Below are 23,595 nucleotides of genomic sequence, written 5' to 3' on the forward strand. Positions count from 1 at the left end.
TTGATTCCGAACACAGGTTCATACCGACTCGCCAACGCACGCGTTCATCGGTCCGTCACGCCTGGCCTTGCCGCGCCCTTCGACGGCGACGGTTTCGCACTTGCCGACATCGCGGTGGGCGACGGCAAGATTTCCAGCATTGCTGTTCCTGGCAAATCGAACGCACCTGCCGATGAGATCCACCTCGGCGGGCGCATAATCCTGCCGTGCTTCATCGATTGCCACACCCATATCGACAAGGGCCATATCTGGCCGCGAAAACCCAATCCTGACGGCACTTTCATCGGGGCGCTGAATGCCACAGGTGCCGACCGCACTGACCGCTGGAGTGCCGAGGACGTGGCGCGGCGCATGGATTTCTCGCTGCGCTGCGCCTACGCGCATGGCACCAAAGCACTGCGCACGCATCTGGACAGTGTCCCGCCGCAGGAGGAAATCTCCTGGCCGGTGTTCGAGACGATGCGCGAGAGGTGGCGCGGCCGCATCGAGTTGCAGGGCGCCTGCCTGATTGGCGTCGAGGGCGTGCGCGACAAGAATTGGTTCGACAGGCTGGCCAAAAGGGTGGCCGCCGCCAAGGGCGTGCTTGGCGTCGTCACCTACATGGTGCCGGATCTGGAAGAACTGCTCGACCATGTCTTCTCCCAAGCCGTCAAGCATGGCCTCGATCTCGATTTCCATGCCGACGAGACCGACGACGTCGCGGCGATCTCGCTGAAGAAGATCGCCGAGGCGTCGCTGTGGAACGGCTTCGAGGGCAAGATCCTCGTCGGCCACTGCTGTTCGCTGGCGCGCCAGCCAGACCTCGAGGTGCTGGACACGCTGGACAAGGTGGCGAAAGCCGGGCTGGCGATCGTTTCGCTGCCGATGTGCAATCTTTATCTGCAGGACCGGCGGCGCGATCAAACCACGCCCCGCTGGCGTGGGGTGACGCTGCTGCACGAGATGAAGGCGAGGGGCATTCCGGTCGCGGTCGCTTCCGACAATACCCGCGATCCGTTCTATGCCTATGGCGATCTCGACATGCTGGAGGTCTACCGCATGGCGACGCGCATCCTGCATTTCGATCATCCGGTCGCCGATTGGCCGCAGGCCGTCACGGCAACGCCGGCTGATGTGATGCGGCTCGATGGTTTCGGTACGCTTGCCGCCGGCGGGGATGCCGATTTCATTGTCTTCAAGGGCCGCAGCTGGACGGAATTGCTGTCGCGGCCCGAATCGGATCGCATCGTCGTGCGCGCCGGGCGCGCAATCGACCGGCAATTGCCCGACTATGCCGAACTCGACGAGCTGATGGTGGACTGATGGATATCGCCGCGCTGAAACGCGATCTCGACGGGATAAAACTCGACGACAATCCGGCCATCGTCCAGCAGAAAAGCCGCGATTTCTACTGGTACAGCCCGGTGCTGAAGCAGCAGCTCGATCACGTCACCGGCGACCTGGTCGTGACGCCCAAGAACGAGGCCGAGCTGATCCGCGTGCTCGCCGCCTGCCACCGGCATGGCGTGCCAGTGACGCCGCGCGGCAGCGGCACAGGCAATTACGGCCAGGCGATGCCGCTCTCGGGCGGCGTCGTGCTCAATCTCGCCGAGATGAACGAGATCAAGTCGATCGCGCCGGGGCGTGTGGTGACCGGGCCGGGCGCGGTGCTGGCCGACATCGACAAGGCAACGCGGGCGCATTCAGGGCAGGAACTGCGGCTCTCACCCTCGACCTACAACACCGCCTCGATCGGCGGCTTCATCGCCGGCGGTTCGGGCGGCGTCGGTTCGATCAATTTCGGCGGCTTGCGTGATTTCGGCAATGTGCTGCGCCTGCGCGTGGTAACCATGGAGGCCGAGCCGAGGGCGCTCGAACTCACCGGCGAGGATCTGCACAAGGTGACGCATGCATACGGCACCAACGGCATCATCATGGAAGTCGAAATGCCGCTGACCGCGGCCTATGAGTGGATCGACATCATTGTCGGCTTCGACGCCTTCATGAATGCGGCGCGCTACGCCAACGCGCTGGCCTGCCAGGACGGCATCCTGACCAAGCTGATCACGCCGATCGCGGCACCGGTGCCGCAGCTCTATTTCAAACGGCACCAGAAATTCCTGAAGGATGGGCAGAGCATCTGCGTCGTCATGGTGGCGCGGCATGCGCTGGACGCCTTTCTCGCTTTCACGCGGCGGGCTGGAGGCGAGGTGGTCTTCAATGCCGCGACGGCGACGCCGGAGGAGAAGAAGGGTCTGCCGCCGGCCTATGAGCTGGCCTGGAACCACACAACGCTCAGAGCGCTGCGGGTCGACCCCGACATCACCTATCTGCAGTCGCTCTATCCCTTTCCCAACCAGCTGGCGCTGGTCGAGAAGATGGACGCGATGTTTCCGGGCGAAGTGTTCTCGCATCTGGAGTTCGTGCGGCTGGATGGCAACGTCACCTGCTTCGGCCTGCCGCTGGTCAAGTTCACCACCGAGGCGCGGCTCGACGAGATCATCCGCCTGCATGAGGAGAATGGCTGCCCGATCTTCAACCCGCATCGTTACACGCTGGAAGAGGGCGGCATGAAGCAGACCGATGCGGTGCAACTCGCCTTCAAGCGCCAGACCGATCCGCAAGGACTGCTCAATCCCGGCAAGATGATCGCCTGGGAAAACCCGGATTATGATTACCGTTCAGGACGAACTTTTCTGTTCAAGGGGCTGCAGAGGACGGGATGAGGAGAGGTTCGCGCTTGAACACCCCCCTCTGGCCTTCCGGCCCAGGCCCTTCGCTGTCGCTTCGGGCGTTCGTCGCTCGGAAAGCCAAGAAATTGGCTTCCCGTCCGCTGCGCGGACCACTCCTCACCCCCCTCAAGGGGGGAGATTGGCAGCTTAAGCGCTGCCGCCAACCTGCCGCGCTGACAATTGGCGAAAGCAGGGAGATAATCCGATCTCCCCCCTTGCGGGGGAGATGCCCGGCAGGGCAGAGGTGGGTGCCTCGCGCTGACCCAGGCAATGCTTCGCCATGAACATCCTCGTCGTCCACGCCCATCCGGTCGAAACCAGCTTCAATGCCGGCCTGCACCGGACGATCGTCGAGCGACTGACGGCTGCCGGCCATGCGATTGACGACTGCGACCTCTATGCAGAGGATTTCGATCCGCGGCTCTCTCGCCAGGAGCGGCTGGACTACCACAATCCGCGCGGCTCCGCCGACCCTGCGGCGCCGTATGTCGAACGCCTGCTGCGCGCCGATGCGCTGGTGCTTTCCTATCCGGTCTGGAACTACGGCTTTCCGGCAATCCTGAAAGGGTTCTTCGACCGCGTCTTCCTGCCCGGCGTGTCGTTCAAGCTGGTCGACGGCAAGGCGCAGCCGTCGCTGCACAACATCAGGAAGATCGCGGCGGTCACCACCTATGGCGGCACCCGGTTCCGCGCCATGCTGATGGGGGACCCGCCGCGCAAACTGGTCAAGCGCGTACTGCGCGCCACGGTAAAGCCGGGCGCTTCGGTTTCCTATCTGGCGCATTATTCGATGAACATTTCGAGCGACGAGACGCGCAAGGCGTTCTTGGCCAAGGTCACGGCCAGCATGGACAGATTCTGATGCGCGCGCTGGTGGTTTATTGCCATCCGGTGCCGGAGAGTTTTTGCGCCGCTATCCGCGACACCGCCGTGGAGGTGCTGATGCGAAAGGGCTGGGAGGTGCGGCTGCTCGACCTCTACGCCGAGAAGTTCGATCCGGTGATGAGCTGCGAGGAACGGCGTTTCTACAACAACCAGGCGCCGCAGGACCTTGCGCTGAAGCCGCATTTCGAGCTGCTCAACTGGGCCGAGGCGATCCTCTTCGTCTATCCGACCTGGTGGTACGGGCTGCCGGCGATGCTGAAGGGTTGGCTCGACCGGGTGTGGGCGACGGACGTCGCCTTCAAGCTGCCGGCCGGCAAGGGGCGGATCAAGTCGCTGATGCGGCATGTGACCAAGGTTGGCGTCATTACCACCTGCGGCGCGCCGACATGGTGGAGCGTCGTCGTCGGCCAGCCCGGGCGCAAGACCTTGCTGCGCGGCATGCGCGCGCTGTGCGCCACGCGCTGCCGGACCTTCTTCCTGGCGCACTATCTGATGGACGCCTCGACGCCGAAGACGAGAGCCGCGTTTCTGGCGAAGGTGCGGGCGAAGCTGGAGCGGTTTTGAGGGGGCGTTTTTCCCTTCTCCCACAAGGGGAGAAGGGAAAACCGCGCTACATCTTCACCCGTTCCGCCTTCGGATCATACATCGGCTTCAGCGATGCCTCCGCCGCAAACCGCTCGCCGGCGATCTCGATCTCATAGGACGAGGCCAGCACATCCGCCTCGGTCTCGCCCTGGCAGGGCACATAGCCCAGCCCGATCGCGCCGCCGAGATGGTGGCCGTAATTGCCTGAGGTGATCGGACCGACGATCTTGCCGTCGCGCAGGATCGCCTCGTTGTGGAAGAGAAGCGGCTGCGGGTCCTTCAGCCGGAACTGGATCAGCCGGCGGCTCAACCCGGCTTCCTTCTTCTTCAACACCGCGTCGCGGCCGATGAAATCGCCCTTGGCCGTCTTCACCGCGAAGCCGAGGCCGGCTTCCAGCACATTGTCCTCGTCGGTGATGTCGTGACCGAAATGGCGGAAAGCCTTTTCGATGCGGCAGGAATCGAGCGCATGCAGCCCGCACAGCTTGAGGCCGACATCGGCGCCGGCCGCGTCGATCGCCTCGAAGACGTGGGCCGCCTGGTCGGTCGAGACATAGAGCTCCCAGCCGAGTTCGCCGACATAGGTGACACGGTGGGCGCGGGCGAGGCCCATGCCGATCTCGATCTCCTGGAACGTGCCGAACGGATTGTTCTCGTCGGAGAAGTCGTTGGGGCTGACCTTCTGGATCAGCTTTCGCGCATCCGGGCCCATCAGGCAGAGAACGCTTTCGGCTGCGGTTACATCGGTGATGACGACGAACTCATCTGTCACGTGCTTGCGCAGCCAGGCAAGGTCGCGCTGCAGCGTGGCGCCGGGCACGACGAGGAAATAGGCGGTGTCCGACAGGCGCGACACCGTGAGATCGCTCTCGATGCCGCCGCGCCGGTTGAGCATCTGCGTATAGACGATCTTGCCCGGCGCCACGTCTATGTTGTTGGCGCAGAGTTTTTGCAGGAAGGCGCAGGCGTCGCGGCCTTCGACGCGGATCTTGCCGAACGAGGTCATGTCGAACAGGCCGACCTTGTTGCGGACGGCGAGGTGCTCCTCGCGCTGGTTGTCGAACCAGTTCTGCCGCTTCCAGGAATAGCGGTACTCGCGCTCCTGTCCCTCGCGCGCGAACCAGTTGGCGCGCTCCCAGCCGGCGACCTCGCCGAACACGGCGCCGCGCGCCTTCAGATGCTCATGCAGGGCTGAACGGCGCACGCCGCGCGACGTCGCCATCTGGCGATAGGGGAAATGGTCGGCATAGAGCAGGCCGAGCGTTTCGGAGACGCGCTCCTTGAGGTAACGGCGGTTCTTCTGGAAAGGCTGGGCGCGGCGGATGTCGACTTCCCACAGGTCGAACGGTGCCTCGCCGTCGTTGATCCACTGTGCCAGCGCCATGCCGGCGCCGCCTGACGAGACGATGCCGATCGAATTGTAGCCAGTCGCCATCCAGTAGCCACGCAGTTCCGGCGCCTCGCCGAGATAGTAGCGGTCGTCGGGCGTAAAACTTTCGGGGCCGTTGAAGAAAGTATGGATGCCGGCGGTGGCCAGCATCGGCATGCGGTTGACGCCCATTTCCAGGATCGGCTCGAAATGGTCCATGTCCTCGGGCAACTGGTCGAAGCAGAAATCCTCACGGATGCCATCCATGCCCCACGGCTTGGCCACTGGCTCGAAGGCGCCGAGCATCATCTTGCCGGCATCTTCCTTGTAATAGGCGCACTCGTCGGGCACGCGCAGCACCGGCAGGCGGCTCAGCCCCGGGATCGGCTCGGTAACGAGGTAAAAATGCTCGCAGGCGTGCAGCGGGATGGTGACGCCGTTCTGGGCGCCCAGTTCGCGCGCCCACATGCCGGCGCAGTTGACGACGATGTCGGTCTCGATCGTGCCTTGCTCTTCACCCTGCGCCCAGGACACGCCGGTGACGCGGCCTGCCTTGGTGTGGACCTTGGTGACCTTCACATTTTCAACGATGGTGGCGCCGCGTTGGCGCGCGCCCTTCGCCAGCGCCATGGCGATGTTGGCGGGGTCGCACTGGCCATCAAGCGGCAGATGCACGGCGCCGACGACGTCGGACACGTTGAGATGCGGGTACATCTCCTTGACTTCCCTGGGCGAAATCTCGCGCACGTCGACATCGAAGGCGCGGGCGAGTGACGCCTGACGGTAGATCTCGTGCTTGCGCTCCTCGGTCAGCGCGACGGTGATCGAGCCGACTTGGCGCATGCCGGTGCCGACCTCGGTCTCGGCTTCCAGCTTGACGTAGAGGTCGGCCGAATATTTCGCCAGCCGCGTCATGTTCTGCGAGCCGCGCAACTGGCCGATCAGGCCGGCGGCATGCCATGTCGTGCCCGAGGTCAGCTGCTTGCGCTCCAGAAGGACGATGTCGGTCCAGCCGAGCTTGGCCAGGTGATAGGCGACCGAGCAGCCCGAAACGCCGCCGCCGATGATGACGGCTCTTGCCTTGGCGGGAATGGTTCTGGGGGAAGGGGTGTTCATGCGGCCTCGCGGCGGTAGCTGGAGACAAAGCGGCGCAGCCGGAGCGCTGCTTCCCGCAAGACGGGTTCCGGCTGGCACAGGCTGACGCGGATATGTCCGGCCGCGGCCTCGCCGAAACTGGAGCCGGGCATGACGCCGACCTTCTCGTTGTCGAGGAAGGCGAAGGCGAATTTCTCGTCGTCGGATTCGACGGCCGATATGTCGAGCATGACATACATGCCGCCTTCGGAGCCGCGCACGCCGACATCGTTCATGCCGCGCACGGCGTCGAGCAGGACGGCGCGTCGCGCCGCATAGCGTTCGGCGATTTCCTTCACGCCATAACCCTTCTCCAGCGCCTCGGTGCAAGCGATCGAGATGAAGGCCGGGAGGCCGTAGGTCGTCACCAGATTGAGGTTGGTCAGCAGCGAGATCATCTCGCTGGGGCCGGTCAGCCAGCCCATGCGCCAACCGGTCATGCCGTGGCTCTTGGACATGGAATTGATGACCAGCGTGCGCTCGGCCATGCCGGGCAGGGAACGCGGCGAGATGTGCTCGCCACCGCCGAGCGTCCAATAGACTTCGTCGGACAGCAGCCACAAATCGTGCTCGCGGCAGACCTCGGCCAGCTGTTCCAGCCGTTCGCGCGAATAGACGGCTCCGGTCGGGTTGTTCGGCGTGTTGATCAGGATGGCGCGTGTGTTCGGCCGAAGTGCCGCGCGGATCATGTCGGCGCGGGGCTGGAAACCGTCCTCGGCCGGCGTCTCGACAACCGTGAAGGTCGCGCCCGCGGCGCTGAAGGTGTTGGGGTAGGTCGCGTAGTATGGCGCGACCACGATGGCGTGGTCGCCCGGGTCGAGCACGGCCTGCACGGCGGCGTAGAGCGCCGCCTGGCCGCCCGGCGTGGCGATGACCTGGTCCGGCGTCGTCCCGACGCCCGTGCAGGCGACCGAGGCCGCCGCCATCGCCTTGCGCAGGCGCGGCAGGCCGGGCAAAGGGGTATAGTGGTGATTGCTGCCGCGAACCGCGGTCACGCAGGCCTCGATCGTTTCGGAAGGTGTGTCGAAATCGTGATCGCCGACCGACAGCATGATGATGTCCTCGCCGGCTTCCTTGCGGGCCCACGCGGCGAAATGGACTTCCCAGCCATCCTTGCCCGACGGCACGATGCCTGAAATGCGCGATGATGGTTTTGGCATCAGGCTCTCAACCTTTCGTTTTTCGGATCCCACAAAGGCTCATCGTTCTGCACGACCGCCTTGAAACGGTCGCCGAAGATCTCGATCTCCACGGCGGTGCCGGGCTCCGCCAGATCGGCACGCAGCATGCCGAGCGCGATCGACTTGCCGACGCGATGGCCCCAGCCGCCCGACGTCGTCTCGCCGACGATCTGGCCGTCATGCCACAGCGTCGACATGTAGGGGGCGTCGCAATCGCCGGGGTTTTCGACCACCAGCGTGACGAAGCGCTTCCTGACGCCCTGCTGCTTCTCGTTCTGGAGCGCCGCCTTGCCGCGGAACTCGGGCTTGTCCCATTTGACGAACCGCTCGAGCCCGCCTTGCAGGATCGAGTAGTCGGTCGAGAGGTCGCCTTTCCAGGTGCGATAGCCCTTTTCAAGCCGCAACGAATCCAGCGCGTACATGCCGAATGGTTTCAGGCCGTGCGGCTGTCCCGCCGCGCAGATGGTGTCGAAAACGGCGGCGGTGTCGTCGACCCTGGTGTGGATTTCCCAGCCGAGTTCGCCGGCGAAGGAGACGCGGACCAGCTTCGCCCAGCGCCCGGCGATCTTGGTTTCCTGATGCGTGAGCCACGGCAAGGTCAGGTCGGCCTCACAGACGGCGGCGAGGATTTCCCGCGACTTGGGTCCGGCCAGGATTTGGGTGGAGAATTCCTCGGTCCGGTCGATCAGCTTGAAAGTCGCGTCCACGGGCATGTGCGATTTCAGCCATTCGAAATCATGCCATTGCGCCACCGCCGCGGTGATCAGCGTCATGGATTCCTCGCCGTGGCGCACCACCGACATTTCGGTGACGATGCGGCCCTTGTCGTCGGAGAAATAGACGAGACCGATGCGGCCGGGCTTCGGCACGAGGCCGGTCACTTGCCGGCTAAGCCATTCGGCGGCGCCCGGACCTTCGAGGTTGAAGCGCGAAAAACCCGGCAGGTCGAGGATGCCGGCGGCGTCGCGGACGGCCAGGCATTCCTCGCGCACGCGGTGCTGCCACGGCCCGTCGCGGCGGAAGGTGAGCGTTGCTTCCTCCGAGACGTCGTCGCCATCCTGCGCATACCAGGTGGCGCGCTCCCAGCCATTATAGGCGTCGAAGCGCGCGCCGAACGCCTTCATGCGATCATGGATCGGCGACAATTTCCTGTCGCGTCCCGCCGGCCAGGCATGGCGCGGAAACTGGATGGCGTATTCGTTGCCGTAGATCTCCATGCCTTTGGCAACGCAGTAATCCGGAGCCGAAGCGAAGGACGTGAAGCGGCGCGGGTCGCAAGACCACATGTCCCATTCGGTCTGGCCTTGCGTGACCCATTCGGCCAACACCTTGCCTGCACCGCCGCCTTGCGCGATGCCGAAGGTGAAGACGCAGGCCTCGAACGCATTGGGGACGCCCGGCATCGGCCCGATCAGCGGATTGCCGTCCGGCGCATAGGGGATCGGGCCGTTGATGACCTTGGACAGGCCGGCGGTGCCCAGGATCGGCACGCGGGCGACGGCGTCTGCCAGATAATGTTCCAGCCGGTCGAGATCGTCGGGGAAAAGCTGGAAGGAAAAATCCTCCGGCATCGGATCGTTGTGACCCGCCCAATGCGCGCGGCAATTGCGCTCATAGGGGCCGAGATTCATGCCGTTCTTTTCCTGGCGCAGATAGTAGGAAGTGTCGACGTCACGCAGCAGCGGCAGCTTCCTGCCCTGTTCCTTCGACCATGCGGCGAGCTCGGGGATCTCCTCGAACAATATGTACTGATGGCTCATCACCATCATCGGCACCTCGCGGCCGAACATTTTTCCAACTTCGGCGGCACGGTAGCCGGCGGCGTTGACGACGATCTCGCAGCGGATCTCGCCTTGCGGCGTCACGACCACCCATTCGTCCCTTTCGCGGCGCACGCCTGTCACCGGGCAGAAGCGTATGATCCGGGCACCCATGTCGCGCGCGCCCTTGGCCAGCGCCTGGGTCAGCTGCGCCGGGTCTATGTCGCCGTCGCTCGGGTCGTAGAGGGCGCCTTCCAGCTCATGCGTCTCGATGAAGGGATAGCGGCGCTTGATCTCGTCCGTGCCGACGATATCGATGTCCATGCCCTGGTAGCGGCCCATGCCCTTGGCGCGCTGGAACTCCTGCATGCGCTCTTGCGTGTGGGCAAGCCGCAGGGAGCCGGTGACATGGTAGTTCATCGGATAGTCGACGGCCTCGGCCAGCCCGCGATAGAGCTCGGTCGAATAGCGCTGCATGTTCATCAGCGACCAGGACGAGGAGAAGGTCGGCACGTTACCGGCGGCATGCCAGGTCGAGCCGGAGGTGAGTTCATTCTTTTCAAGGAGAACGCAGTCGGTCCAGCCCGCCTTGGCGAGATGGTAGAGCGAGGAGGCGCCGACGACACCGCCTCCGATGATCACCACGCGTGCCGTGCTCGGCAAACCGGCCATGTTCTTCTCCAACCCTTGGTCCAATTTCATTCAATAAACTGGCGGCGAAACCACCCAGATGACGACCGCCGGCTCCATTCCCGGATTGCGCCAGCGGAATGGCTTGCCCTCGAAGCGAAAGGAATCGCCTTCGCCGAGCCGGTGCCATGTCCCCGATATTTCGATGTCGAACGTCCCCGACACGACATATCCAGCCTCTTCGGTTGGCCGGCGCGCCTCGCTCTTGAGCTCAGCGCCCGGCGCGAAGACGGAACGCAGCATCTCGAAGCTACCGCCGAGATCAGGCGACAGAAGCTCCTCCATGAGGTCGGATTCGCTTGTGCCAAGGGTGCGGCGGCTGCCGGCCCGCACGACCGCGCCGCGCTCGCTTTCAATGGGAACGTCGTGGCCGAAGAACAGGCTGACCGGTACGCCGAACAGTTCGCCAAAGGCCCTGAGATCACTGAGCGACGGTGTCGACAGGCCGCGTTCGACCTGGCTGACCCAGCCGACCGACCGGCCGAGTTTCAGGGCGATCTCGGCGAGCGTCAGCCCACGCGCCTTGCGCAACGCCCTGATGTCGCTGGCCAGCAATCGCTCGTAATTTCCCTGCAATGCTTTCGCTGTAGCTGGAGGCAAACCGCGTCCTCGTGAAAAAATCCGATTAAATTTCATGAGATGCCGGTGCGGTGAAAAAATCAAGCGGATTTTCACAGGTGCACAAGAATTGCTTGCGCGATTTTGGCGGTTCATGCAAAGGCTCGGCCGCGAACGGCGAATGGGGACGTCCGATCGGGACACAGGGTAAGGGACGGCCCATGCTTGAAAAGAAGGCTCGAATCACGGCCGATGCCGAGATCGTCGACGACGCGATCGTATCGCGCCGGTCGGTGCGCGCTTTTCTGCCTGACATGGTCGACGACAATACGATCCGCGACATACTGGCGGTCGCGGCACGCGCCCCTTCCGGCACCAATATGCAGCCATGGCGGGTCTATGTCACCAAGGGCGACACCAAGCAGCGGATATCGGATGCCATCCTGAATTCCGGCATCCGTGCTGAAAAGGCCGACTGGGACGAATATCGCTATTATCCCACGCAGTTCTTCGAACCCTACCTGACCCGCCGCCGCGCCAACGGTTTCGGGCTCTACGGCGCGCTCGGCATCGGTCGCCGCGAGGTCGACAAGATGCGTGCCCAGCACGACCGCAACTTCGTCTTCTTCGACGCGCCGGTCGGCATGATCTTCACCATCGACCGCCGGCTTAACCAGGGTTCCTGGATCGACTACGGCATGTTCCTGCAGAACATCATGGTTGCCGCGCGGGGCAGGGGCTTGCACACCTGTCCGCAGGCGGCGTTCGCGCCCTATCACCGGCAGATCAGGCCGGTGCTCGGCATTCCCGACGAGGAGATCGTCGTCTGCGGCATGGCGCTCGGTTATGAAGATACGTCGAAGCCCGAAAACGCCTTCCGAACCGACCGCGTGCCGCTGGAGGAATGGGTGACGTTCAGCGAGTAGGCCGCTGCTGCGCTGCGACATCCGCTACTCCGTGTTCATCTGGGCGCCATGGCCGCTGACATGGGCGCCATCCTGCGGCGTCAGCTTGAGATAGGCTGATAGCGCGCACAGCGTGATGACACCCTCGATCACGAACAGTATCCGGAAGTGATTGGCGACGGCCGGGCCGCCGCCGGCTAGAAACGATAGTGCAGCGGCGGCGAGGCCGACGCTGATCGCCACCGCCAGTTGCCACAATATGTAATAGAGCGCGCTGAAGCGGGCGAGCTGCTCGGGCGCGATGTCGGAATAGGCAAGGTTGCCGGTCGACGCCCATTGCGCGGAGCGGAAGACGCCGAAGATGAAGATGTAGGCAAGCACGATCCACACCGGTGTGGTCGCCTGCATCAGGGCAAAGCCCGCAACCATGGCCGCGACGACGGGCGTGTTGAAAACCAGCACGCGGCGGAAACCGAAGCGGTTGAGCAGGCGAGGCATGAAGACACGCATGACCACCGACCCGACCGCGGCGACGAAGGTCAGCGACCCCGCCTGTACCGCGCTCATGCCGAAGCCGAGCTGGAACATCAGCGGCAGCAGGAAGACGACGGAGCTGAGGCCGATCGTGTCCAGACCGCCGCCGGTGAGGAAGGAGATGCGGAAGGTGCGGATGCGCAGGAGCTTGAGGTCGAGCAGGGGATTGCGCACGCGCAGGCAATAGAACGAGGCGACCGTCAGGATGACCAGCGCCAGGACAAGCTCGGCCGCGATCACGCCGGCGGCCGCATCTTTCGCCGCCAGCGAATCCATGCCGAAGACAAGCAGGACCATGCCGCTGCCGACCAGCAGGAAGCCCGGGAAATCGAACGGCGTGCGCACGGGTTTGGTCACCGTCGGAAACAGCGAGGCGGCAAGGACAGCCGCGGCCAGCGCGAAGGGCACGTTGATGAAGAAGATCCAGCGCCAGGAAATGTAAGTGGTCAGCGCGCCGCCGACGAGCGGACCGACCAGCGGCCCGGACTGGCCGGCCAGCGAGATATACATGTTGATCTTCAGCGTCCGGCTTCGAGGGAAGGTCGACAGGATGACGACCTGGCCGAGCGTGCCCATCAGTGCGCCGCCGAAGCCCTGCAGCGCGCGGGCGCCGACCAGCGTCCAGATATTGTTCGATAGGCCGCACAGCGCCGACGAGGCGGCGAATACCAGCAGCGCAAAGCAATAGACGTTGCGCAGGCCGAAGCGGTCGGCGGCCCAGCCGCCGAGCGGCATCGAGATGATCAGGCTGGCGACGTAGACCGTGATCAGCAGGCCAAGCTGGCTCGGTGGACGGCCAAGGCTTTCGCTGATGCCGGGCAGCGCCGTCACCACGACATTCTGGTCGAGACTGGTCATGAACACGCCGCAGGCGACCGTCAGCGGCAGCAGGAGCAGGGCTCTGGCTGGCACATCGGCGCGATCGGTGGCGCCGGCGGATATTTCTGCGGTCATGGAGATATTCGAACCAAACGGATGCGCGGATTCTGGAGACGGGTTTTGTTACCCTTCGGACCGGCTTGACGGCCATGTCATGCCAGTATGACGGCCGCCGGCGCATTGCTGTAGCGTCAGAGCCGGCCGGCCTTGATGCCAGAATTCGTCGACCCCGAGCCTACTGTACCTCGTAGCCGACTTCCTCGCTGGCGTGACACAGCGCCTTCCAGAAGGAGCGCGCGAAAGAACGGAAGACGTAGATGTCGAACTGGTCGCCGCCGGTGCGCTGGACCTGGGCGAAGACATCGTGATGGGTGGTCGAGCGGCCGGCGCCGAGCGGGAAGGCCGGCAGCGCGAAATCGATGGCGAAGAACTTCGCCAGCACCCATTCGGCCTTCGGTCCGGCGATGCGGATCACGCTGCGGCCATGCGAAAGATCGGTCACCGTGCCGATGGCGGGGGTCACCACGCCCGCGAAAGCCGCGGCCAGCCCCTCGGCTTCGTCGGCTACGGTGAACTTTCCCGGTGCGAAACCGAATGCCGATTTGGCGCCATTGGTGGCGCCACCGCCGGCACCGTCGGGCAACGTAAGCCCGGCGACGGCGCGGATGCCTGATATCAGTTTCTTCTCTTCGCCCGGCCAGGCGGCGAGCTGCACGATCGAGCCCGGTCTCGTCTCGGTCAGGATGACCTCGACACCATGTTCGAAATTGCCGTGCGAGCCGACATGGAATTCCGGTTCCAGCGGTGAAAGGCGCTCAACCATGCATGCGGCTCCCGTCCGGATCGTAGAAGTGGTTGGAAACGATCTCGACCGGTCCGAACCGGTTGCGCAGCGGATCGGAGACATGGGCGCGCGAGCCGTGCCTGGCCTTGCCGCCTTTGATCAGCGCCAGCGCGATGTGCTTGCCGAGCGCCGGCGAATAGCAGCAGGCCGTGATGTGGCCGATGGAGCCGTGCGGGTTGGACTCGTCAAGCTCCTCGACGATATGCGCGCCGCCGTTGAGCGGCCTGTTGTCGAGCGAGACCAGGCCGACAAGTTCCAGCCGGTCGGGCGAGATGAGGCCCTCGCGGTCCATCATCGCCGAGCCGATAAACGGCTTCTTCTTCGACAGCATCCAGTCGAGATGCAGGTCGCGCGCCGTGGTGCGGCCGTCGATCTCGGCGCCCGTCACATGGCCTTTCTCGATGCGCATCGTGCCCAGCGCTTCCAGTCCGTAGGTTGCCAGGCCGAACGGCTTGCCGGCCTCGACAAGCGTTTCCCAGACATGGGTGCCATGGTCGGCGCCGCAATAGACCTCGAACGCCATTTCGCCGGAGAAGGACAGCCGGCAGATCATCACCGGCACGCCAGCGATCTGGCCATGCACGATGCCCATGAACGGCAGCGCCGCATTGTCGACAGCGGTGCCGGCGACGCAGCCGGCCAGGATCTGCCTGGCTTTCGGCCCGCCGATCGCAGCGCCCGCCCACTGGTCGGTCACGGAGGTGACATGAACCTTGAGCTCCGGCCAGACCACATCGAGAAAATATTCCAGATGCTGCATCACCTTGCCGGCATTGGCCGTGGTGGTGGTCATCAGGAAATCCTGTTCGCCGAGCCGCCATGTGGTGCCGTCGTCGAAGGCCAGCCCGTCCTCGCGCAGCATCAGTCCGTAGCGCGCCTTGCCCACGGCCAACGTGGAAAACATGTTGGTGTAGACACGGTCGAGGAATTCGGCCGCGTCCGGACCTTGCACCGCGATCTTGCCCAGCGTCGAGACATCGACGATGCCGGCGCTTTCGCGCGTCGCCCTGGCCTCGCGCACATAGGCCTGCTCGACCGTTTCGCCGGCAAGGCCGTAGATCATCGGCCGGTACCACAGGCCGGCGGAATACATGGTTGCGCCATTGGCGACATGCCAGTCATGCATCGGCGTCAGCCGTTCGGGCTTGAGGTCGCCGAAGCGCTCCGCCGCCAGTGATCCGATCGAAACCGGTGCAAAAGGCGCCCGGAAGCGTGTCGTGCCGACTTCCGGGATCGGCTTGCCCAGCGCCTCGGCCATGATGGCCAGGCCGGGGACGTTGGAATTCTTGCCCTGGTCGGTCGCCATGCCGAGCGTGGTGTAGCGTTTCAGATGCTCGACCGACACGAAGCCTTCGCGGTGCGCCAGCCGCACGTCCTCCGACGTCACGTCGTGCTGGAAGTCGACGAAGCTCTTGCCGCTGGCCCTGATCTCGAACACCGGCGCCGGATCGGGATCGCAAGCTACGGCTTCGACCGGGGGCAGTGCGGCCGGCGTGGCTTGCGCGCCTGCCGCGGCAAGGCCCGCGGCGCGGCCCTCGATCATTGCTTCGGCCGTGGAAAAGCTGCCGGTGAAGGCGCCGGCGCCAATCCAGTTCTGCGTCGGCTTCGGCGGCAGGAAGGCTTGTCGGGCGGCATTCCACTGCGCCTTGGCGCCGGCCTGGCTGGCCAGATGGATGGTTGGCGACCAGCCGCCCGACATCAAGAGGCAGTCGGCATGGATGCTGCGAGAATCGCCGGTGAGCGTGCCGTTGGTCATGTCGAAGCGCTGCAGCTTGACGCCGGAGAGCGCCTTGCCGCCCTCAGTGGCGATCACGGCATGGCCGGGAAAGATCTCGGCTTCGGTCTCCTCGGCCAGCTTGCGCATTTCGCCAGAAAGCTCGGGGCGGACATCGACAATCGCGGCAATCCTTGCGCCGGCCTTCTTCAGCGCCAGGGCGCAGCGATAGGCGCTGTCATTGTTGGTGAACAGCGCGACCGTCTGCCCCGCCAGCACGCCGAATTCGTTGGCGTAGCGTTCCGCGGCATGCGCCAGCATCACGCCCGGGCGGTCATTGCCGGGGAATACAAGCGGCCGTTCGAAAGCGCCGGTGGCCAGCACAACCGACCGTGCGCGGATCGCCCAGTAGCGATGGCGCGGTTCGCCCTTGCCGTGTGTCTCCTTGTGATCGGTGACCCGTTCAAGGGCGGCAAGCGTATTGCTGTCGTAGTAGCCCCAGACCGTGGTGCGCGGCAGAAGCCGGACATTGTCGTAACCCTCGAGCTGGGCCACGGTTCGCCTGGCCCAGTCGGCCGCCGGCAGGTCATCGATCGTCTCGTTCGACCAGTTGGCAGAGCCGCCGAAACGCGGATCGAGTTCGGCAAGCATGACGCGCGCGCCCTGATCAGCAGCGGCCTTGGCGGCCGTCAGCCCGGCAGGGCCGGAGCCGACCACCAGCACGTCGCAAAAGGCGTTCATGCGCTCATAGCGCGCCGGGTCGGCGGCGGAACCGGCACGGCCGAGGCCGGCGGCGCGGCGGATGAAATGCTCGCAGAACATCCAGAAGCGCGTGCCCTTCAGCGGACCGATCACCGGACCCATGAAGGTCTTGTAGTAGAAGCCGGCCGATAGGAGCTTGCCGCCGAGCTGGTTGACGGCGCTGACGTCCCAGGCCAGCGACGGAAAACGGTTCTGGCTGACGGCGACCAGCCCGTCATGAAGCTCGACCATGGTCGCCGCGACGTTGGGCTCGCGGACCTCGCCCTTCAGCACCGTCACCAGTGCGTTCGGCTCTTCCACGCCTGCTGTCAGGAGGCCGCGCGGGCGGTGGTATTTGAACGAGCGCCCGTAAAGCGTGACGCCGTTGGCCAGCAGCGCCGAAGCCAGCGTATCACCGGCATGGCCGGTGTAGGGCGTGCCATCAAAGGTGAAGCGGATGGTCTTCAGCCGGTCGATGCGGCCGCCGGTCTCGGTCCGGCGCGGGCTCACGATCTGCCCTCCGCCTTGCGCCGCGCGACCGAGCCGTGGTCGCCGCGTGCGAAGGCGACGCTGGAAATCTCATGCGTCAGCGTGTTGCGCACGACCCTGAGATGCGCGCGGCAGCCGCCGGAATGCTGCCAGATCTCGTTGTGGTCTCCGGCCGGGTTCAGCCGGTCATAGACATAGGCGTTCCAGGCTTCGAAGTTCTGCGAGGCGGGGTCGGGACGCTCGCGGTTGCCGTCACCCTGGTAGGTGAACTCGATGACGTCGCGCGGGCCGCAATAGGGACAAGTGATCAACATCGGATATTCCTGGTGCAGCCTTGCTCGGTGAAGCCTTGCTTGGAGAGATATTGTTCAGTGCAGTCTGGGATTGGCGCCCTGGCCCTTGTCGTCGATCACCAGGCCGCGATGGAAGCGGTCGAGCGTGAAGGGGGCGTTGAGGTCATGCGGCTCGTCCTTGGCGATGGTCCAGGCAAAGCACCAGCCGGAGGCGGGCGTCGCCTTGAAGCCGCCATAGCACCAGCCGCAGTTGAGATACATGCCGGGCAGGGGCCCGGTGGTGATGATGGGCGAGCCGTCCATCGACATGTCGCAGACGCCGCCCCAGGAGCGCAGCATGCGCACGCGGGCAAGCCCCGGGAACAGCGCCAGCATCTCGCTCATCACCTCGTCGACGATGGGCAGGTTGCCGCGCTGGGCGTAGCTGTTGTAGCCGTCGATGTCGCCGCCGTAGACGAGGCCGCCCTTGTCCGATTGCGACATGTAGAAATGGCCCATGCCGAACGTGACGACCGTATCGATGAAGGGCTTCAGCGATTCGGTGACGAAGGCCTGCAGCACATGGCTCTCGATCGGCATCGTCTCGATGCCGGCGAGCTGCATCACCCGGCCGGTGCTGCCGGCCACCGCGACCGCCACCTTCTTGGCGCGGATGTCGCCGCGTGATGTGGTGACGCCGGTGATGCGGTCGCCGTCGCGCAGGAAGCCGGTGACCTCGCAATTCTCGATGATGTCGACGCCGCGCCGGTCGGCGCCGCGCGCATAGCCCCAGGCCACGGCGTCGTGGCGGGCGGTGCCGGCGCGCCGCTGCATCAGGCCGCCGACCACGGGGAAGCGTGCATCACTGGAAATATCGAGCGCGGGGATCAGGCGCTTGATTTGCGCCGGCGTCATCAGTTCGGCGTCGACGCCCAGATGGCGCATGGCGTTGCCGCGCCGTGCATAGTCGTCGAACTGGGCCGGCGTGTGCGCTAGGTTCAGGCAGCCGCGCTGCGAGAACATGACGTTGTAGTTGAGATCGTGCGACAGGTTCTCCCACAGCTTCATCGAATGCTCGTAGAAGCGGGTGTTGGCGGGCAGCAGATAGTTGGAGCGCACGGCGGTGGTGTTGCGGCCGACATTGCCGGAGCCGAGCCAGCCTTTTTCCAGCACCGCGACATTGGTGATGCCGTGTTCCTTGGCGAGATAATAGGCGGTCGACAACCCGTGGCCGCCGCCACCGATGATGATGACGTCGTAGGATGCCTTCGGGTCCGGCTTGCGCCAGGCCGGCTTCCAGTCCTTGTTTCCCTTGAGCGCGTTCGCGAGCAGCGAAAGGGCCGAGTACTCTGCCATGGATATGATGTCCGTTTCGGGCGATGCGGCAGACTATAGAGCAGGCCGCACGCGCAAAGCCAATATTGCGCCATCGCCTTTCGACTGGCCGACGCTCCAGATCAGCGCAGGTGCGGTCGGATCAGGCGACGAGTCCGGGTGACGGGGTCCTTCGCCGGCGCGCTGTTGATGGAGCATTGAACGAAAAAACCCGCCTGTGCGGCGGGTCGTTGGCGCAACTCAGCACCATGGCTGAATATCTACCATAGCTGCCTTCACCCAGTCAAGAAAAAATTCCTATCATAAAGCTGCCGGCACAACGGGACTGGCGGTCGTCAGGTCTTTGTTGCCCCGAGTTCGGAGCCCTGGCGGTCGGATGCGACGGCTTGCCCCATGATATGGCCGTCTTTATCAAGGACAGGCAAATTCAATTGCCATTGCCGCCTTGAGTCGCCAACAAATCATGTTTTTCAAATTGCTTCGTCTCGTCTTGATGTTCGCGCTTGTCGTTTCGGCGCCGCTTTCGTTCGATGCGTCGGCGCAAGGGCTTGGCCAGGCGCCTGCCGGACTGGTCGCCGACCAGCAGAAAATCCTTCAGGACCTGACGACCAAGACCGACAATTTCGACAAGAAGATCCAGCAGGACGGTGATGACGATGCCACTCTCGTCGATATACGCCTGCAGCTCGAGGAACTGTCGCGGCAATCGCTGAACAGCGCGCTGGCCTTCCGCACCCGCCTTAGCGAGATCAACAGCCGGCTCGAGCAGCTTGGCCCGGCACCCGCCGCAGGCCAGCCGCCGGAACCCGACATCGTCAGCACCGAGCGCCAGGCGCTGGTCTCCGAAAAGGCCGAGATCAACGCGGTCATCGCGCAGGCGCAGACGCTGTCGATCCGCATCAGCGGGATGATCGACAAGATCGGCAACATGCGCAGCGCGCTTTTTCGCAATCTCCTGACCAAGCGCTATGTGCTGTCGGATGCGCTGAGCCCACAGGTCTTTTCCGACGCCCGCGACGAGTTCGGCAATTTCTACAAGGCGGTCTCGTCCTGGCTGAGCTTCGCCTTCAGGTTCAAGTTCCAGGCCATTCTGGCGGCTACCTTCGTGGCGCTCGGGCTGGCCCTGGTGCTTCTGGTCGGCGGCAGGCGGTTGTTTGGACGGGTGTTCGAAGCCGATCCGTCCAATGAGGATCCGTCCTATCTCAGCCGCCTGTCGGTGGCTTTCTGGTCGACATTGCTGCCGACGCTGGCGGTCGGCGCCTTCCTGGGCTCGACGATTTTCTTTTTCAATTATTACAACGTTTTGCGCGGCGACATTGGCCTCTTCCTCAACGCGCTGGCGACCGTCATCGGGGTGGTGTTCTGCGTCAATCGGCTGGCCAATGCGGCGCTCGAGCCACGGCTGCCGAACTGGCGCCTGATCCCGGTCGAATCCGGCCCGGCGCGCTGGCTGGTGCGCCTGACTACCGCCATGGCCGTGGTCATCAGCGTCAACACCTTCCTGTCCGTCATCAACGACAAGATGGGATCGCCGCTGTCGCTGACGATCGCGCGCAGTTTCGTGGCCACCATCGTCGTCGGCATCATCCTGATCCTGATGGCGATGCTGCGGCCGTTCAAGGCCCGTGACGGCAGCTGGCGGCCTTGGCCGGCATGGCTGCGCTACCTGGCGCTGGCTCTGGGGCTCTTCACCATCATAGCCGCCTTGCTTGGCTATATCGGCCTTGCGCTGTTCGTGTCGCTGCAGGTGGTGGTCACCGGCACGGCGCTCGTCACCGCTTATATCGGCTTCCTGTCGGCACAGGCGATCGGCGACGAGGGCGCCTTCGCCAATACGTCGGTCGGGCGCTGGCTGTCGGTCAATTCCAGCTACGAGGACACCGCGCTCGACCAGCTCGGCCTTGTGGTCAGCGTGGCCATCAACGTGATGATCGTGCTGGTCTTCCTGCCGCTGATCCTGTTGATGTGGGGCTTCCAACTGGGCGACATCCAGGCCTGGGCGTACAAACTGGCGACCGGGATTAATATCGGTTCGGTGACGATTTCGGTCACCGGCATCCTGTCGGGCATCGTCGTCTTCATCATCGGCTATTTCCTGACGCGCTGGTTCCAGGGCTGGCTCGACGGTTCGGTGATGGCGCGCGGCAAGGTCGACACGGGGGTGCGTAACTCGATCCGGCTGGCCGTCGGCTATGCCGGCGTGGCACTTGCGGCACTGATCGGCATCTCGGCGGCGGGCATCGACCTGTCCAGCCTGGCGCTGGTCGCCGGCGCGCTTTCCCTCGGCATCGGCTTTGGCCTTCAGAACGTGGTGTCGAACTTCGTCTCGGGCCTGATCCTGCTGGCCGAGCGGCCGTTCAAGGTCGGCGACTGGATCGTCGCCGGCGACATCAGCGGCACCGTCAAGAAGATCAGCGTGCGCGCCACCGAGATCGAGACCTTCCAGCGGCAGTCGGTGATCCTGCCCAATTCGAACCTGATCAACAACGCCGTCGGCAACTGGACGCACCGCAACAAGCTCGGCCGCATCGACATCAAGGTCGGCGTCGCCTATGGCAGCGACGTCAAGCAGGTGCACGCCGTCCTGCTCGAGATCGCCCGCGGTCATCCGCTGGTGCTGAAGAACCCCGAACCCTTCGTGCTGTTTTCCAATTTCGGGCCTGCCGCGCTGGAATTCGAGATCCGCCTGTTCCTGGCCGATGTGATGAACGGCAACATCGTGCAGAACGATATCCGCTTCACCGTGCTGGAGACGTTCAGCGATCAGCATATCGAGATACCCTCGACGCCACGCGCGGTCGTCGAGCCCAAGCATGTCAAGGCCTGGCCGACCGACGACGACAAGATCGAGGCCGATTTCGCCGAACAGGAACGAGCAAAGGCGGAAGCCGCGGCCGAGGCCAAACGTCTCTCCAGATCAGGACGCAAGGCGAAGAAGCCTGATCCGGATTAGATCGGCGGTCGTAAGGTTCAGGCCATCAAACCAATTGCGGCATGAATGCGGCATTCAGTTGCGGTTCAGCTTCCATCTCATATAAGCTCCCATGCAAAGGCGAGAATGCCTTGCGAAATGCAACAGAGGCGGTGGGAACACCGATATTGCACATGTGGAAGTCTCTCGTCGCTGCCGTCGCCTTGCTCGCCGTGAGCGGGTCGGCCCATTCCGCCAGCGCGGTCAACAAGGACGCCGAGACCCGCACGCTGATCGTGACGGAAGGCGGCAGCAAGACCGACCTGGCGCTGGCCGCCGGCGAAACCGTGGAATTCTGCCCGAATGGCTGCTTCGTCACCTTGCCCAATGGCGATCTCGAAGCCCTGACCGGCTCGGAAACGGTCGAGATCTCGGGCGGCATCGCCCGCATCAAGTAATTTTTGTCCACATCTCTTGAGAGGCCGGACATTTGCCCGGCCTTTTATTGTTTCCGGTAGCGGTTGTTTAACAATGATACGGGAAATACCGCGGTGACAGCCGCCCACAACCCGGCGTTTTAACGTTCGTTACGCCGTCTCCCCGCTATACGTCTTGTGAAGACGCCGACAAACGGCGCGACGGGTTCGAGGCAGGGCAGGACGACATGGACGCGCGGTCCGACGGAAACGCAATACCGCTTGCGGTCGATCTCGACGGCACGCTGATCGCGACCGACCTGCTATGGGAAGGACTGTTCATCCTTCTCAAGAAGAACCCGCTCTACATTTTCCTCGTGCCTTTCTGGGCCGCCGCCGGGCCGGCCCGGCTGAAGCAAGCCATCGCCCAGCGCGTCGATATCGATCCCGCGTCGCTGCCTTACCGCGCGCCATTGCTCGACCGCATCCGGGCCGAGCATGCCGAAGGCCGCAAGATCGTGCTGGCGACAGGCACGCCGCGCAAATTCGCCGACGCCATCGCTCGCCACCTCGGTGTCTTCGACCGGGTGCTGGCGACGGACGGGGTCGACAATCTGACTTCCGGCAAGAAGCGTGCCTCGCTTATTGCGGCCTATGGCGATGGCGGCTTCGATTATGCCGGCAACAGCCGCCATGATCTCAAGGTTTTCGATGCGGCACGCAGCGCGATCGTGGTGGCGCCGGACCGCCACGCCGCGCGCTGGCAGGCGGCGCATGGCGCCGAAACCATGTCGGCGCCGAAACCGACATTGCGGACCATCGTCAAAATGCTGCGCGTGCATCAGTGGCTGAAGAATTCGCTGATCGCGGTGCCGATGGTGCTGTCGCACGAATATTTCAACACCGGCATGATCTGGGAGTGCGTGCTGGCGTTCATCTCGTTCAGCGCGGTGGCGTCGGCCATCTACATCCTCAACGACTTCTTCGACCTGGCGCTTGACCGCAAGCATGCCACCAAGCGTAACAGGCCATTCGCCAGCGGCGCGCTCTCTATCCCGTTCGGGATCGGCGCGATCGCGGTGCTGCTGGCGATCGGCATCGGCACAGGGCTGTTTCTGTCGCCCGAATTCCTCGCCGTGCTCGGCGGCTACATGGCTGTCACCACGGCTTATTCGCTGTCATTCAAGCGCATGCTGCTGGTCGACGTGCTGACGCTGGCCGGCCTCTACACGATCCGCGTTCTGGCGGGCGCGGCCGCGACCGGCGTCGAGGTCTCGTTCTGGCTGCTCGCCTTCTCGATCTTCTTCTTCCTGTCGCTGGCGCTGGTGAAGCGCTTCGTCGAATTGCGCACCACGGCCATTCCACCCGGCGAGCGCATTGCCGGGCGCGGATATCGCACCGAGGACCAGGAGATCGTCGCTCAGGCCGGCATGGCTTCGGCCTTCTCCTCGGCACTGGTGCTGGCGCTCTACATGGATAGTGTTGCAGTGCGTGAGCTCTACCCGCATCCCTGGCTGATCTGGCCGCTGCCGCCGATCGTGCTTTATCTCACCATGCGGGTCTGGATTCTGGCGCGTCGCGATGAGATGCATGACGATCCGGTCGTGTTCATCATCCGCGACTGGCGCAGCCAGATCGTGGTGCTGATCGGCGCCGTGCTGCTGGTGATCGGGGGCTGGTAG

The 23,595-nt window shown here is 64.2% G+C and carries 17 protein-coding genes; 8 read left to right on the forward strand and 9 right to left on the reverse strand.

All coding sequences use genetic code 11. The annotated features are described in order from the left end of the window. The 4 genes from FJ940_RS14565 to FJ940_RS14580 all read left to right on the forward strand — a co-directional run bounded on the left by FJ940_RS14565 (position 1) and on the right by FJ940_RS14580 (position 4,160). A complete protein-coding gene (locus FJ940_RS14565; protein ID WP_140648788.1) occupies positions 1 to 1,302 on the forward strand; it encodes a cytosine deaminase in 1,302 nt (433 codons plus the stop codon). Beyond that, positions 1,302 to 2,705 carry an FAD-binding oxidoreductase gene (locus FJ940_RS14570; protein WP_140656964.1) on the forward strand — a complete coding sequence of 468 codons (1,404 nt, stop codon included), beginning with the start codon at positions 1,302 to 1,304 and terminating at the stop codon, positions 2,703 to 2,705. Before FJ940_RS14565 ends, FJ940_RS14570 begins: the two co-directional genes overlap by 1 nt. A gap of 286 nt (positions 2,706 to 2,991) precedes the next feature. Further along, on the forward strand, positions 2,992 to 3,573 hold the full coding sequence (locus tag FJ940_RS14575; RefSeq protein ID WP_140656966.1) for an NAD(P)H-dependent oxidoreductase: 582 nt from the start codon (positions 2,992 to 2,994) through the stop codon (positions 3,571 to 3,573). Next, positions 3,573 to 4,160 carry an NAD(P)H-dependent oxidoreductase gene (locus FJ940_RS14580; RefSeq protein WP_140656968.1) on the forward strand — a complete coding sequence of 196 codons (588 nt, stop codon included), beginning with the start codon at positions 3,573 to 3,575 and terminating at the stop codon, positions 4,158 to 4,160. The genes FJ940_RS14575 and FJ940_RS14580 overlap by 1 nt, the downstream gene beginning before the upstream one ends. A 46-nt stretch (positions 4,161 to 4,206) precedes the next feature. Here the strand turns inward: FJ940_RS14580 and FJ940_RS14585 are convergent, their stop codons facing one another. The 4 genes from FJ940_RS14585 to FJ940_RS14600 are packed head-to-tail and all read right to left on the reverse strand — an operon-like array spanning position 4,207 to position 10,870. Further along, positions 4,207 to 6,666: an FAD-dependent oxidoreductase gene (locus FJ940_RS14585; protein ID WP_140656970.1), complete on the reverse strand. Its 2,460-nt coding sequence runs from the start codon at positions 6,664 to 6,666 to the stop codon at positions 4,207 to 4,209. Next, complete coding sequence (locus FJ940_RS14590) at positions 6,663 to 7,844, reverse strand: pyridoxal phosphate-dependent aminotransferase (RefSeq protein WP_140656972.1); 1,182 nt, start codon at positions 7,842 to 7,844, stop codon at positions 6,663 to 6,665. The genes FJ940_RS14585 and FJ940_RS14590 overlap by 4 nt, the downstream gene beginning before the upstream one ends. Continuing rightward, positions 7,844 to 10,297 (reverse strand): FAD-dependent oxidoreductase, encoded by a 2,454-nt coding sequence (locus FJ940_RS14595; protein ID WP_140564170.1) that lies wholly within the window; start codon positions 10,295 to 10,297, stop codon positions 7,844 to 7,846. Before FJ940_RS14595 ends, FJ940_RS14590 begins: the two co-directional genes overlap by 1 nt. A 30-nt stretch (positions 10,298 to 10,327) precedes the next feature. Beyond that, positions 10,328 to 10,870: an XRE family transcriptional regulator gene (locus FJ940_RS14600; RefSeq protein ID WP_246671026.1), complete on the reverse strand. Its 543-nt coding sequence runs from the start codon at positions 10,868 to 10,870 to the stop codon at positions 10,328 to 10,330. A 224-nt stretch (positions 10,871 to 11,094) separates the two neighbouring features. On the opposite strand from FJ940_RS14600, the gene FJ940_RS14605 reads away from it, so the two are divergent. After that, the gene (locus FJ940_RS14605; protein WP_181169597.1) at positions 11,095 to 11,799 is read left to right on the forward strand and encodes a nitroreductase; all 705 of its coding nucleotides are present in this window, start codon (positions 11,095 to 11,097) and stop codon (positions 11,797 to 11,799) included. 24 nt (positions 11,800 to 11,823) lie between these two features. Here FJ940_RS14605 and FJ940_RS14610 read toward each other — a convergent pair whose 3' ends face one another. The 5 genes from FJ940_RS14610 to FJ940_RS14630 all read right to left on the reverse strand — a co-directional run bounded on the left by FJ940_RS14610 (position 11,824) and on the right by FJ940_RS14630 (position 18,607). Further along, positions 11,824 to 13,266: an MFS transporter gene (locus FJ940_RS14610; protein WP_140631071.1), complete on the reverse strand. Its 1,443-nt coding sequence runs from the start codon at positions 13,264 to 13,266 to the stop codon at positions 11,824 to 11,826. A 160-nt stretch (positions 13,267 to 13,426) separates the two neighbouring features. Then, positions 13,427 to 14,014 carry a sarcosine oxidase subunit gamma gene (locus FJ940_RS14615; protein ID WP_140495624.1) on the reverse strand — a complete coding sequence of 196 codons (588 nt, stop codon included), beginning with the start codon at positions 14,012 to 14,014 and terminating at the stop codon, positions 13,427 to 13,429. Next, complete coding sequence (locus tag FJ940_RS14620) at positions 14,007 to 17,000, reverse strand: sarcosine oxidase subunit alpha (protein WP_140656976.1); 2,994 nt, start codon at positions 16,998 to 17,000, stop codon at positions 14,007 to 14,009. The genes FJ940_RS14615 and FJ940_RS14620 overlap by 8 nt, the downstream gene beginning before the upstream one ends. After that, the gene (locus tag FJ940_RS14625) at positions 16,997 to 17,293 is read right to left on the reverse strand and encodes a sarcosine oxidase subunit delta (protein WP_140579829.1); all 297 of its coding nucleotides are present in this window, start codon (positions 17,291 to 17,293) and stop codon (positions 16,997 to 16,999) included. Before FJ940_RS14625 ends, FJ940_RS14620 begins: the two co-directional genes overlap by 4 nt. A gap of 54 nt (positions 17,294 to 17,347) precedes the next feature. Next, on the reverse strand, positions 17,348 to 18,607 hold the full coding sequence (locus FJ940_RS14630; protein WP_140495627.1) for a sarcosine oxidase subunit beta: 1,260 nt from the start codon (positions 18,605 to 18,607) through the stop codon (positions 17,348 to 17,350). 442 nt (positions 18,608 to 19,049) lie between these two features. Between FJ940_RS14630 and FJ940_RS14635 the strand changes: the two genes are divergently transcribed. The 3 genes from FJ940_RS14635 to FJ940_RS14645 all read left to right on the forward strand — a co-directional run bounded on the left by FJ940_RS14635 (position 19,050) and on the right by FJ940_RS14645 (position 23,595). Further along, the gene (locus tag FJ940_RS14635; protein WP_140656978.1) at positions 19,050 to 21,539 is read left to right on the forward strand and encodes a mechanosensitive ion channel family protein; all 2,490 of its coding nucleotides are present in this window, start codon (positions 19,050 to 19,052) and stop codon (positions 21,537 to 21,539) included. Positions 21,540 to 21,691: 152 nt separating this feature from the next. Next, positions 21,692 to 21,955, forward strand: coding sequence for a hypothetical protein (locus tag FJ940_RS14640; protein ID WP_140495629.1), 264 nt, complete (start codon positions 21,692 to 21,694; stop codon positions 21,953 to 21,955). A gap of 206 nt (positions 21,956 to 22,161) precedes the next feature. Then, complete coding sequence (locus tag FJ940_RS14645; protein WP_140656980.1) at positions 22,162 to 23,595, forward strand: UbiA family prenyltransferase; 1,434 nt, start codon at positions 22,162 to 22,164, stop codon at positions 23,593 to 23,595.

It is taken from the genome of Mesorhizobium sp. B2-3-7 (assembly GCF_006442695.1).
Taxonomy (GTDB): Bacteria; Pseudomonadota; Alphaproteobacteria; order Rhizobiales; family Rhizobiaceae; genus Mesorhizobium.

Excerpts from the sequence above, each read along its gene's own strand:
- FJ940_RS14570 (WP_140656964.1), top strand. The coding sequence starts at position 1,302 with ATGGATATCGCCGCGCTGAAACGCGATCTCGACGGGATAAAACTCGAC.
- FJ940_RS14575 (WP_140656966.1), top strand. The coding sequence starts at position 2,992 with ATGAACATCCTCGTCGTCCACGCCCATCCGGTCGAAACCAGCTTCAAT.
- FJ940_RS14580 (WP_140656968.1), top strand. The coding sequence starts at position 3,573 with ATGCGCGCGCTGGTGGTTTATTGCCATCCGGTGCCGGAGAGTTTTTGC.
- FJ940_RS14585 (WP_140656970.1), bottom strand. The coding sequence starts at position 6,666 with ATGAACACCCCTTCCCCCAGAACCATTCCCGCCAAGGCAAGAGCCGTC.
- FJ940_RS14590 (WP_140656972.1), bottom strand. The coding sequence starts at position 7,844 with ATGCCAAAACCATCATCGCGCATTTCAGGCATCGTGCCGTCGGGCAAG.
- FJ940_RS14595 (WP_140564170.1), bottom strand. The coding sequence starts at position 10,297 with ATGGCCGGTTTGCCGAGCACGGCACGCGTGGTGATCATCGGAGGCGGT.
- FJ940_RS14605 (WP_181169597.1), top strand. The coding sequence starts at position 11,095 with ATGCTTGAAAAGAAGGCTCGAATCACGGCCGATGCCGAGATCGTCGAC.
- FJ940_RS14610 (WP_140631071.1), bottom strand. The coding sequence starts at position 13,266 with ATGACCGCAGAAATATCCGCCGGCGCCACCGATCGCGCCGATGTGCCA.
- FJ940_RS14615 (WP_140495624.1), bottom strand. The coding sequence starts at position 14,014 with ATGGTTGAGCGCCTTTCACCGCTGGAACCGGAATTCCATGTCGGCTCG.
- FJ940_RS14625 (WP_140579829.1), bottom strand. The coding sequence starts at position 17,293 with ATGTTGATCACTTGTCCCTATTGCGGCCCGCGCGACGTCATCGAGTTC.
- FJ940_RS14630 (WP_140495627.1), bottom strand. The coding sequence starts at position 18,607 with ATGGCAGAGTACTCGGCCCTTTCGCTGCTCGCGAACGCGCTCAAGGGA.
- FJ940_RS14635 (WP_140656978.1), top strand. The coding sequence starts at position 19,050 with ATGTTTTTCAAATTGCTTCGTCTCGTCTTGATGTTCGCGCTTGTCGTT.
- FJ940_RS14640 (WP_140495629.1), top strand. The coding sequence starts at position 21,692 with ATGTGGAAGTCTCTCGTCGCTGCCGTCGCCTTGCTCGCCGTGAGCGGG.
- FJ940_RS14645 (WP_140656980.1), top strand. The coding sequence starts at position 22,162 with ATGGACGCGCGGTCCGACGGAAACGCAATACCGCTTGCGGTCGATCTC.